We start from the raw sequence: 11,143 nt of genomic DNA on the forward strand, positions 1-11,143 counted from the left end.
CGCCTGATCGGGCGCGTCAGAGCGTCCGGTCGAACAGCGCCAGCGACTGCGCATCCTTCAGGCGAAACATCTGGGCGGGCCGGTTGCTCGCCCGGCGCATTTCGCCCTCGACCGGCTCCAGGAAATCGGCTTCGGCCATGCGCTTTCGAAAGGCCGATTTGTCGAGCTTGCGGCCGAGAAGGGTCTCATAGACCGATTGCAGCTCGCTCAAGGTGAAATGGACCGGAAGCAGATGGCCGGGCAGGCTCGAATATTCGACCTTGCTGCGGATGCGGCCGAGCGCCTCCTTCAGGAGAGCCGCATGGTCGAAGGCAAGGGACAAGCCGACCCCCTCGCCCCCGATCGGCCGCCATTCGGCCTCTCCGGCCATTCCACCCTGCCGTTCGGCGACGTCATCGGCCGATAGCAGCGCGATATAGACGATGCTGATGCTCCAGCCCCTCGGGTCGCGGGTGCGGCTGCCCGTGGTTTGCAGCTGTTCGAGATACGGTGTCTCGACCCCGGTTTTTTCCTTCAGCACGCGCCGTGCCGCAGCTTCCAGATCCGCATCCTCGTCAATATGGATCCAGCCGCCGGGCAAGGCCCAGTCGCCGGAAAAGGGTGCGTTCGCCCGCCGCACGAGAAGCACGGAAAGGCCCGCCGGCGACAGCGAGAAGATCGCGAGATCGACGGTCGCGATCGGTTTGAAGGCGTCATTGTCATGCGATGTCATGATGCGAACATAGCATACGCGAGGCTTAGTGTAAATATCCAACTAAGTTAGTTGACATTTATCACTAAGTCATGTTCTCTCCATGTCGACACGAGCAGGGGCTCGCGCCAGCAACAGGGAAAAGGTCATGTTCGGACTGCGCTTCATCAAGACGGAACCTACGCAATACGTCATCCAATATCAAAACGGCAAAGCCATTCGTGAAGGCGCCGGTCTGGCCTTCTGGCATTTTGCGCCGTCGAGCTCGCTGGTGCTTGTGCCGACGGCGAGCGTCAACGACCCCTTCATCTTTCCGCTGGTGACATCCGACTTCCAGGAAGTGACCGTGCAGGGGCAGATCACCTATCGCATCGCCGAGCCGCGCCGCACGGCAGCACTCCTGAACTTCACGCTTGACCACAAGGGCAGCTATGTCTCGGAGGATCCGCAGAAGCTTTCGACCCGGGTGATCGACCGCGTGCAGGTGGCGATGCGCGCCGAAGTTCAGACGCTGTCGCTCAAGGAAGTTCTCGCCTCGGGTGAGGCGCTCGTCGCCGGCGTGGCGGAAGCGCTTAAGGTACATCCGACGATCGAAGCGCTCGGCCTTGAAATTCTCGGCCTGTCGCTGCTCGCCGTCATGCCGAAGGCCGAGACGGCCAAGGCGCTGGAGGCCCATGCCCGCGAGGCCCTGCTCCGCCAGGCCGACGAGGCCATCTATAGCAGGCGCAATGCCGCCATCGAGCAGGAGCGGACGATCAAGGAAAACGAGATCGCCACCGAGATCACGCTTGAGAACAAGAGGCGGCAGGTGCGCGAGGCGCAGATGGAAGCCGAACGCGCCGTGCAGGAGTGGCAGCTGCAGATCCGGCGGGAAGAAATGGCCGGCAAGATCGCGCTGGAAGAGCAGAACCGCGATCTGGTGACGCTTGCCGCGACCAACGCCAAGGCCGAGGCCGATGCCCAAGCCTATGCGCTGACGGCGATGATGAAATCCTTCGAGAAGGCCGATCCGAAAGTGCTGCAGGCGCTCGCCTCGGTCGGCATGAAGCCCGGCCAGCTGATGGCGCTCGCCTTCCGCGACCTTGCCGACAATGCGACGAAGATCGGCCAGCTCAATGTTTCGCCCGATCTTCTGCGCGAGATATTGCAGCCGCAGGAGGGCAAGGACCGTGCCGGCCACTGACGAACGCAAGATCATCCTGGTCGTCCGCCCGACCCGCCTCGACGAACTCATCACCCGGTTCAACACCGTGCAGCAGGCGCAGTTCTATGTCGAGCATCTCGGCGCCGATTTCAGCGATTACCTCGCCGAGAAGAAGCTCTACGAAACGGCGATCGCCGACGTGGAGGCCAGCCTGCGCGCCGTCGCCCGCGTGCAGCGTCTCGACCGCCGTTACCTCCCGAACTTCGTCTTCGGCCCCGACGATGTCGTCGTCGTGCTCGGTCAGGACGGGCTGGTCGCCAATACGCTGAAATATCTCGACGGCCAGCCGGTGCTTGGCGTCAACCCTGATCCTGCACGCTGGGACGGCCCGCTGCTTCCCTTCAACACGAAGAGCCTGCCGAAGGTGATCGGCGAAGCGCTGAGGAACAAGCGGCCGATCAAACGCGTCAGCATGGCCAAGGCAACGCTGAATACCGGCGCCGTCATCCATGCGGTCAACGATCTCTTCATCGGCCCGCAAAGCCACGTCTCGGCCCGCTATATCCTGCAGGCCGAGGAGCGCGAGGAGCGCCAGTCCTCGAGCGGCATCATCGTCTCCACGGGCATGGGCTCGACCGGCTGGCTGAAGAGCCTCTATTCCGGCTGGCTCGGAACCGCTAGCGCGCTCGGTCTCGACCCCGCTGAGCGGACGATCGACATGTCCTTCGCCTGGGACGCCGACTTCCTGCGCTATTTCGTGCGCGAACCCTTCCCGAGCCGCACCACCGGCGCCACCATTGTCGCCGGCCTGGTCTCCAATACCCGGCCGCTGACCATCGTCTCCGAAATGCCCGAACACGGCGTCATCTTCAGCGACGGCATCGAGGCGGATTTTCTGGAGTTCAATGCCGGGACGCGGGCGGTTGTGACCGTCGCTGAAAGACAGGGGTCGCTGGTGGTATGAGGTGGTGGGATAACAGATTGATTTTGTTTTTGTTGGTGGCGTTGCAGAAGCAATATAAAAGTTTGTTTCCGTTGCTGCCGCTTGCTAGCCTTTGGTTGAGTTTGCGCTCCTACGGCCGCGCGGCTCGTATCAACTGATGAAGCCACCCCGCAATGCGCACCCGCGGAAGGAGACGAATACGCGCGCTCAAGAGAGCCTTATCCTCGAAAGATGAGGCGGGAGCGCCAGTGTTCATTCATGCAAGGAGCGGCCTAGTGGCGTGTCCTTCGAGACTCCGCCCCGTGGGCTGCGCGCCTCAGCATGAGGAGCGTTGGAGGATGCCGCGCCGACGCTCAAGGGAGCATCCAGGGCGACCGCCACCGTCGCAAGACGGCAGCCAGCACTCAAGCGGTTAAGATGTCGCGAGCGCTCAAGAGAGCCGCATCCTGAGGTGCGGAAGCCGAAGGCTGGAGCCTCGAAGGAGGAGGCGGGTGCGCCAGTGGGTGCGGTGGTCGACGAAAGGTGGTCGAGGATATCGCGTGGTGCCCGCGAGAGCTTCACCTCTGCGCCGTAGGGGACTCGAAGGGCGAGGCGGGTGTTGGGGCGTCAAAGTGAAAGAAGCCCGGCGCAGGAGAGGGCGCCGGGCTTCGATAGTGACCGACAGCATGGGAGGAGGAGTGCTGTCTATCGGACCGTCACGAGGTAGTGTCGCAATTCGGCGAATTCAAGCCGGTGGCCATGTCGATATCGTACAGAGTGTTGCCGCGTGCGCGCCGCCGTGGCGGGATTGGGCGCGGCGTTGTCCGCGGACAACGCGCCGAGATGCGCTGGCCGATCGGTGCGCGGATGTGCCTCAATTCAATAGCACTGCGTGAACGATGCTCGTCACGCGGCTGTGTATCATCAGTCGATTAAGCGAGCATATCCGCTTCGGATCGCGAGCCACTGATTTCAATTTGCGTCACTCCGGCCGCCTCAAACCACTGCGGGATCTCCCAATAGGCGTCGGGAGGAGCATGTCGAAGTCGATACTGATGCCGCCTGGATTGCAGCACTCTTTGACGTATTGCCGCTAGGAAGGGCAACATAGACGTTTTTTCATCTTGTCATCAACATCCGTTCCCCAAGCTTCCATAACGTAATTTCGCCAGGGGCATCTGTTCGATTTTAGTGCCGTCGGGGACGGGCCAATGGTTTGATGTGATAAGTGGCTTAGTCCGCTCGGCCGAAACTCATAGTCACATAGCCAGGGAAGAGCGGCGTCGACTCGTCCGTCGGTCATTGGCTCTGGCGTCACCGACAAGGTTATAGAATTCAATGAAACTCCAGGTCCAAAGAATTCTTCCAGCTCGGATGGCTTCACATCTCGGACGGTGGTCGGATCATTGATATCGGTAAATGTGACCAGGCGAGGATATTGGTTTGATGTCAGCCTTTTCGCCTCTGCGATGATTTGAATTCGATCAAGGGAGCGTGCGTACTCGTCTCGATCAGCTGATCGAAATGGTGGGCTGGCGAAGAGCGTGACCGCCAGTTCTGTCGCGGCATCGTCAACCAGCGCAAACAGATACTTATTCGGCGCCACCTCCAATGTAACAGCTTCCCCGGTGAGCTTGAGCGGGCCACCGTGCCCGCCTCCCGAATCGCCAATTTTGAACCATTCAGGTGGCATATCCCAACTTGCGCCAGTCACCGAATTGCCGGTTATTATCCCATTAGGAGTCTCAACCGACAGCGTAAGCTTCTGCCGCCAACTCCAGTAGCGGAAGCCAAATAGGTTTCCCTCCCAATAATAGCTGGCCATCGCGCCGAGAATGAGCACTCCAATGATGCTAAACAGCATGAACCCCCTCACTGTGTGCTCCTCTGTGGTCAAATTTGAGTTTGGCGCAAATCTACGATCGAAATCTAAATAGAACCGAAATGTAGTAGAGGATGGTATCTGCGGCGACGGCTGGTAGTCAGGTCCATAGCTCACGATGATGCAATCAGCGCGCTGATGACCACGTGAATCTCGATTTGCTCCTCTCCAATCTGCTGCAACCTCTCGAGCAACGCGGCGCGCTACCACGAGCCGGCACGATCCAGCTGATCCTGAAAGCGATTGCTCCGTTGTCCGCGGACAACAAGGATGATCGGCGCTCCTCCGTCTCATGCAGCCGCTGCCGCCGATCGACGTTTCGGTTCGCTGTGTCATCATCGGTCGGTGCGCCGCATGAGGTTGATGTGGTGGTCTATAGGTCGCCACTTGTTTGTGTGTTAACCTTCGGCACGGCGTCTTGTGAGGGGGCCATGGAGAGGAAGCTTGCGGCCATCCTTGCGGCCGACGTCGTTGGATATTCGGCGCTGATGGAGCGTGACGAGGCCGGGACGTTCGAGCGTCTTATCGGGATTCGAAAAGCACTGATCGAGCCGGAAATCGCGAAGCGGCGCGGCCGTATCTTCAAGCTCATGGGCGACGGGTTGCTCGCCGAGTTCGGCAGCGTCGTGGATGCAGTCGAATGCGCGGTGTCGCTGCAGGGTGCGCTCAAGGAGCGCAACGCTGAGGTGAAGGAGAACGAGCGGCTCGAATTGAGAATGGGGCTCAATCTCGGCGAAATCATCGTCGATGGCGACGACTGCTATGGCGATGGCGTCAACGTGTCAGCGCGTTTGCAGCAACTCGCCGATCCTGGCGGTGTTTGCATCTCCGGCAAAGTCGCGCGTGAGGTCGAAAAGACGCTCGCCTTCGGCTTTGAAGCGATGGGTGAGCAGCAGGTCAAAAACATTGCCGAGCCGATCACGGTTCACCGTCTCGTGCAGGAAGGGACCTCCCCGCAGGCGCGGCTGTCCAGGCCGCCTGCTTTGCCGAACAAACCGTCGATAGCCGTGCTGGCCTTTGCGAACATGAGCGGTGATCCTGAGCAGGAGTATTTTGCCGATGGGCTGGTCGAGGATGTCATCACCAACCTCTCGAGAATTCCGAGCCTGTTTGTCATCGCGCGAAATTCCACCTTCGCCTACAAAAACAAGGCGACCGACGTCAGGCAGATTGCCAGGGAACTCGGCGTCCGCTACGTGCTGGAAGGCAGCATCAGGCGGGCGGCAAGCCGGGTGCGCATCAGCGCGCAATTGATTGAAGGGAAGGATGCCACCCATATATGGGCCGACAAGTTCGAGGGTGCGGCCGAAGATATTTTCGATCTGTAGGATCAGTTGACCGAGGGCATTGTCGGGATGCTCGTGCCGACGATCAGGCGTGCCGAGATAGAGAGGGCGCGTCGCAAGCGGCCTGATAGCCTGGACGCTTATGATTTCTTCCTTCGCGCATTGCCGCATAGCTATGCCAACACCCCGGCGGACACCAGCGAAGCATTGCGGCTGCTGACCGAAGCTTTGCGTCTGGATCCCAACTATGCCGCCGTGCACGGCTATGCCGCCTGGGGATACGAGCAGCGATTCCTGCGCGGCGGCTTCGATCCCGAGGACAGGGCCGCGGCGCTCGGCCACGCCGATGCGGCGCTCGTCACCGGCTCGGACGATCCGCAAGCGCTGTGTCTCGGAGCTTTCGTCCACGCCACCATCACCCATGACTACGAGCGCTCGATCAATGCGCTCGACAGGGCTTTGATGCTGGACGGCAATTCGTCGCTCGCCTACGGGCTGAGCGCGATGGTACATATGTTCAACGAGACCTATGACCGGTCCCGAGACCACGCATTCAAGGCCCTTCGGCTCAGTCCGCTCGATCCGATGAATTATCATTCCTATCTCGCATTGGCCTGGGTCAGCCTGTTTACCGGGCGGTTCGAGGATGCCGTGAAATACTCGGCTCTGGGAATTCAGGTGAACCCGGGATTCAGCATTCTCCACGCCAGCCTGGTGGCAAGCTATGCCAATCTCCATCGTCTGGAGGCTGCGCGAGCGGCGGCCGCGCGATTGCTGAAAGTTGCGCCGGACTGGACAATAGGCGGTTTCGTGCGAATGGATGTCGTGCGGCCGCAGCTCATGAAGGGGCTGGCGTCGGCTTTGCGCAAGGCCGGCCTCCCGGAATAAGGAATTCCCCGCTGGCCCTCCGCATGCGTCGATCGGATCTGGCCGCTTGGGCGCGTCAAGAAATGCAAACGCAGCCGCCCTGCCGCCACCTGCCCGGGCCGCGTTATTTAGGCATAATCGGGCCTCTACGAGCCCGAACCGCGAAGCCTCGACATTAGCCGTTACACAGCAGTAACGAAACCAAAGTCGTGTTTTGCTTCCGTAGTGCACTGTTAATTCAATAAAACCAGAGGCTTGCAGTTTGCGAAGCTGCCGCGGGCCTGGCCTTCTTAGGGCGCCGGGCCCTTCGCCTGCTGGAATCTCCGCAAGAAAGCAATGGTTTGCATCCTTTAGCGGCTATCGGCGTTATCCCCGCAGCAAATCGGAGGATAGGGTAATGGCAGACGCGTTCCGCCTCAAGAGGTTCTCCATCGGCGCGACGGCGATGGCCGCAGCGATCGCCGCGCTTGTTATCCTTGAGGCAAGGCAGCGCGGTGCTGTCGTCCCGCCCGGCGATACCTCCCGCGACGACGATCATGGGCGCAGCGCCGCTACGCCGGAGGCCATTCCGCTCAGCGGTCTTCGTGACGTGTTCTGGCGGGTCTTCCACGAGATCCTGCACGACCGTGTCACTCTGATTGCCGCCGGCGTCACCTTCTATCTGCTGCTGGCGATATTTCCCGCGCTGGCGGCGCTCGTCTCCCTCTACGGGCTGGTTGCCGATCCGGTCACCATATCCGAACATCTCCGCGAGCTGGTCGTTCTCCTGCCGCCCGGGGCGTTCGATCTTCTCGCCGACCAAATCAAGGCGCTCGTCGAACGAGGCGAGAGCACGCTCGGCATCGCCTTCTTCGTTGGTCTCGCCATCGCCCTCTGGAGTACGCACAACGGCACGCTCGCCATTTTCGATGCGATGAACGTGGCCTATGAGGAGGATGAGAAACGGAGCCTCGTGCGACTGAACCTTATCGGCCTCTGCTTCACCTTATGCGCAGTGTTCTTCGCCGTCCTCATGGTGGCGCTTGTCGGCGTGATGCCGCTTGTGCTCTCCTATCTCTGGCTCGATCAGTTCAAGGAGCAGATGGCGCTCCTCCTCAGGTGGCCGCTGCTGCTGCTCGTAGTGGCGGTGGCCGTTACACTGGTGTATCGCATCGGGCCGAGTCGCGAGCCTGCGAGGGTTCGATGGATGACGTGGGGCGCGGCTCTGACGACCGTTACCTGGGCCGCCATGTCGCTCGGTTTCTCTTTCTATCTCGAGCATTTCGCCAATTATAATGCGACATACGGTGCCCTCGGTGCGCTGATCGGTTTTCTCGTCTGGATCTGGCTTTCCGTCGTCATTCTCATCATCGGCGCTGAACTCAACGCCGAGCTCGAGCATCAGACGGCCAAGGACACGACGACGGGGCAGCCATTGCCGATGGGCGCGCGCGGGGCTTATGTCGCGGACACTTTGGGCGAGACCGTGAGCTGATCGTTAAGGAGCGGCATCGATGCCCGCTGCTTCGATGCGGTTTTGATGTATTTTATGCTTCGGCAGGTTCGACAGAGGAGACGATCATGACCGCCCCGCATCCTTCCAAAACGCATATCGGCAATCATGCACTGCATCCCGAAACGCAGATGCTGAACTACGGCTACGACCCCGAGCTTTCGGAAGGGGCGGTTAAGCCGCCGGTGTTCCTGACCTCCACCTTCGTCTTCAATACTGCCGAGGACGGCAAGGATTTCTTCGACTATGTATCGGGCCGTCGTGAGCCGCCGGCCGGCAAGGGCGCTGGCCTCGTCTATTCGCGCTTCAACCACCCCAACAGCGAGATCGTCGAGGATCGCCTCGCCGTCTATGAGCGGACGGAAAGCGGCGCGCTGTTTTCCTCAGGCATGGCGGCGATCGCCACGACTCTCTTCGCCTTCGTGCGGCCGGGCGATGCGATCCTGCATTCGCAGCCGCTCTATGGCGGCACGGAAACCCTGCTGGCAAAGACCTTCCTCAATTTCGGCGTCGCCGCGGTCGGCTTTGCGGATGGCGTCAGCGAGGGATCGGTGCAGAAGGCGGCGGAAGAGGCGATGGCCAAGGGCCGCGTCTCCGTCATCCTGATCGAGACGCCGGCCAATCCGACCAACAGCCTGGTCGATGTCGCGATGATCCGGCGCGTCGCCGATGCGATCGGCGCGAAGCAGGGGCATACGCCGATCGTCGTCTGCGACAACACCCTGCTCGGCCCGGTCTTCCAGCGGCCGATCGAGAATGGCGCCGATATCTCGCTCTATTCGCTGACCAAATATGTCGGCGGCCATTCCGACCTCATCGCCGGCGCCGTTCTCGGCCGCAAGGCTGTGATCAAGCAGGTCAAGGCGCTGCGCGGCGCAATCGGCACGCAGCTTGATCCGCATTCCTGCTGGATGCTCGGCCGCTCGCTCGAAACGCTGCAGCTGCGCATGGAACGGGCGAACAGCAACGCCCGCGCGGTCGCCGATTTCCTGCGCGACCACCCAAAGGTCGAGAGAGTGCATTACCTGCCCTATCACGATCCGGACTCGCCGTCGGGCCGCACCTTCGCCGCCCAATGCAGCGGCGCGGGCTCGACCTTCTCCTTCGATATCCGCGGCGGCCAACCGGCCTCCTTCAAATTCCTGAATGCGCTGCAGGTGTTCAAGCTCGCCGTCAGCCTTGGCGGCACGGAGTCGCTCGCAAGCCATCCGGCCGCCATGACGCATTCCGGCGTGCCCGCCGAAATAAGAGAGCGGATCGGCGTGCTGGAATCGACCATCCGCCTGTCCATCGGCATCGAGCATCCGGACGATCTGATCGCCGACCTGGAATTGGCGCTGCAGGCGGCCTGAGGCGGCAGGGGACGATGCCCGGCGGCGCCGGGCATCGCGGGCCGCCTACTTGTCGTCGATCGTCAGTTCCGTTTCGGTGGTATCGAGCACGAAGACTGCCAGCAGTTTTGCCGGCTCGGTCTTGCTGGCATTGGCGCTGACGCTGTGATGATCGCCGGGAAATTCGGAGAAGCTTTCTCCGGCCTTATAGGTTTTCTCCGGGCCCTTGTTCACCGCACTGCGGATCGCCCCTTCGAGAACGGTAGCATAGATGAAGGCCGAGTCTGGATGGGTATGCCCAGGCGACATGCCGCCCGGCGCATACTCCACCAGCACCGCCTTCATGCTCTTGCCTGGAACATTGGGAAGCTTCTGATCGTAAACGACGGTTATCCGCGCTCTGTTTTCCCCGGCCTGCGCTTGCGTGCCGGCGGCCAGAGTGAGGGCGAGTGCCGCCGCCGAGATGATCTTTCCTGGCATGTCTGGTCTCCTCAATTGATACGACAGGCGCAAATCCCTGTCAGGCGCTCTTCTTCTGGGGCGGCTGCTGGTTGAGCCAGTCCTCGAAGCGGATCCGGCCGAGCCGCGCATTGGGGCCGGCCACGAGCGAGTCGTCATCGAGTTCGACGCCGAAATAGCGGGCGTGCGGATCGGTTACCACCTGGCGCGGATCGTTCGTTGCCTTGAAGAGGCGTGTCACGATCTCGGTGAGGCGGATCTTCTCAGGCCCGCCGATTTCGATCGTGCCATTGACGGGTGCGGCAAGCGCCACGTCGGCCATCACATCGGCGACGTCGTCCGAAGCGATTGGCTGCAGATAGGCGGGCGACAGATGCACGGTCTCGCCGACGGTGTTGGACTGAGCGATGCCGGCCATAAATTCGTGGAACTGGGTGGAATGCACGATCGTATAGGGAATGCCGGAGCCCCTGATCAGATCTTCCTGCGCCATCTTGGCGCGCATGTAGCCGCTGCCCTGCAGGCGCTCCATGCCGACGATCGAGAGTGCGATATGATGCTTCACGCCGGCGGCAGCCCCTGCCTTCAGCAGGTTGCGGCCCGAGGTCTGGAAGAATTCGAGAACGGCCTTGTCCTCAAAGGAAGGCGAGTTCGCAAGGTCGAGCACCACCTGAGCGCCTGCCAGCGCTTCGGCCACGCCCTTGCCGGTAATCGTGTCGACGCCTGTATTCGGCGAGGCGGCCAGCACCTCATGCCCCTTCTTGCGCAATCTCTCCACGGTCTTCGAGCCGATCAGGCCGGTGCCGCCGATAATGACGATCTTCATGGGTAGTCTCCTTGTCCTCAGCGAGGTTTTCCTCTGTTGACTGGAAGATGGCTGCCGAAGTCGCGTCCTCGGGAGGCAAGCGACTTCATCGGTACAGGGCGTCACCGCGCGAACTCCCGGCTGCCGGCGGTGGCCACCGATGCGTAGGAGAATGCGCCGGATCGCGGCCGCGAACCACTCTCCCTGCGTCGCTGTCACCCTATGCGAAGGCAGTAGACTGGCTGGTCTTGCGGTCGAAACGTT

Annotated in this window: 10 protein-coding genes; 6 read left to right on the forward strand and 4 right to left on the reverse strand. The window is 61.3% G+C overall.

Annotated features, from left to right (window positions below):
- Positions 1-16: 16 nt before the first annotated feature.
- The gene (locus N2597_RS26415; protein WP_077989876.1) at positions 17-712 is read right to left on the reverse strand and encodes an NUDIX hydrolase; all 696 of its coding nucleotides are present in this window, start codon (positions 710-712) and stop codon (positions 17-19) included.
- A gap of 127 nt (positions 713-839) precedes the next feature.
- Between N2597_RS26415 and N2597_RS26420 the strand changes: the two genes are divergently transcribed.
- Together N2597_RS26420 and N2597_RS26425 are read left to right on the forward strand one after the other, a co-directional pair.
- Complete coding sequence (locus N2597_RS26420) at positions 840-1,874, forward strand: SPFH domain-containing protein (protein ID WP_183601941.1); 1,035 nt, start codon at positions 840-842, stop codon at positions 1,872-1,874.
- Positions 1,861-2,799, forward strand: a complete 939-nt coding sequence (locus N2597_RS26425) for a diacylglycerol kinase catalytic domain-containing protein (RefSeq protein WP_183601939.1) — start codon at positions 1,861-1,863, stop codon at positions 2,797-2,799. Before N2597_RS26420 ends, N2597_RS26425 begins: the two co-directional genes overlap by 14 nt.
- A gap of 1,051 nt (positions 2,800-3,850) precedes the next feature.
- Here N2597_RS26425 and N2597_RS26430 read toward each other — a convergent pair.
- On the reverse strand, positions 3,851-4,621 hold the full coding sequence (locus N2597_RS26430; RefSeq protein WP_183601937.1) for a hypothetical protein: 771 nt from the start codon (positions 4,619-4,621) through the stop codon (positions 3,851-3,853).
- Positions 4,622-4,785: 164 nt separating this feature from the next.
- Between N2597_RS26430 and N2597_RS26435 the strand changes: the two genes are divergently transcribed.
- The 4 genes from N2597_RS26435 to N2597_RS26450 all read left to right on the forward strand — a co-directional run bounded on the left by N2597_RS26435 (position 4,786) and on the right by N2597_RS26450 (position 9,636).
- Entirely contained in the window at positions 4,786-5,967 is a 1,182-nt protein-coding gene (locus tag N2597_RS26435) for an adenylate/guanylate cyclase domain-containing protein (protein ID WP_183601935.1), read from the forward strand.
- Between the two features lie 6 nt (positions 5,968-5,973).
- Positions 5,974-6,813 (forward strand): tetratricopeptide repeat protein, encoded by an 840-nt coding sequence (locus N2597_RS26440; RefSeq protein ID WP_183601933.1) that lies wholly within the window; start codon positions 5,974-5,976, stop codon positions 6,811-6,813.
- A 376-nt stretch (positions 6,814-7,189) separates the two neighbouring features.
- The gene (locus tag N2597_RS26445) at positions 7,190-8,266 is read left to right on the forward strand and encodes a YihY/virulence factor BrkB family protein (RefSeq protein WP_183601931.1); all 1,077 of its coding nucleotides are present in this window, start codon (positions 7,190-7,192) and stop codon (positions 8,264-8,266) included.
- 86 nt (positions 8,267-8,352) lie between these two features.
- Complete coding sequence (locus N2597_RS26450; RefSeq protein WP_077989881.1) at positions 8,353-9,636, forward strand: cystathionine gamma-synthase family protein; 1,284 nt, start codon at positions 8,353-8,355, stop codon at positions 9,634-9,636.
- A 45-nt stretch (positions 9,637-9,681) separates the two neighbouring features.
- Here N2597_RS26450 and N2597_RS26455 read toward each other — a convergent pair whose 3' ends face one another.
- Both N2597_RS26455 and N2597_RS26460 read right to left on the reverse strand, forming a co-directional pair.
- The gene (locus tag N2597_RS26455) at positions 9,682-10,095 is read right to left on the reverse strand and encodes a cupin domain-containing protein (RefSeq protein ID WP_106796421.1); all 414 of its coding nucleotides are present in this window, start codon (positions 10,093-10,095) and stop codon (positions 9,682-9,684) included.
- Positions 10,096-10,135: 40 nt separating this feature from the next.
- Positions 10,136-10,900 carry an SDR family oxidoreductase gene (locus N2597_RS26460; protein WP_183601929.1) on the reverse strand — a complete coding sequence of 255 codons (765 nt, stop codon included), beginning with the start codon at positions 10,898-10,900 and terminating at the stop codon, positions 10,136-10,138.
- Positions 10,901-11,143: the final 243 nt, after the last annotated feature.

This window comes from Rhizobium sophoriradicis, from assembly GCF_025200795.1.
Lineage (GTDB): Bacteria > Pseudomonadota > Alphaproteobacteria > Rhizobiales > Rhizobiaceae > Rhizobium > Rhizobium sophoriradicis.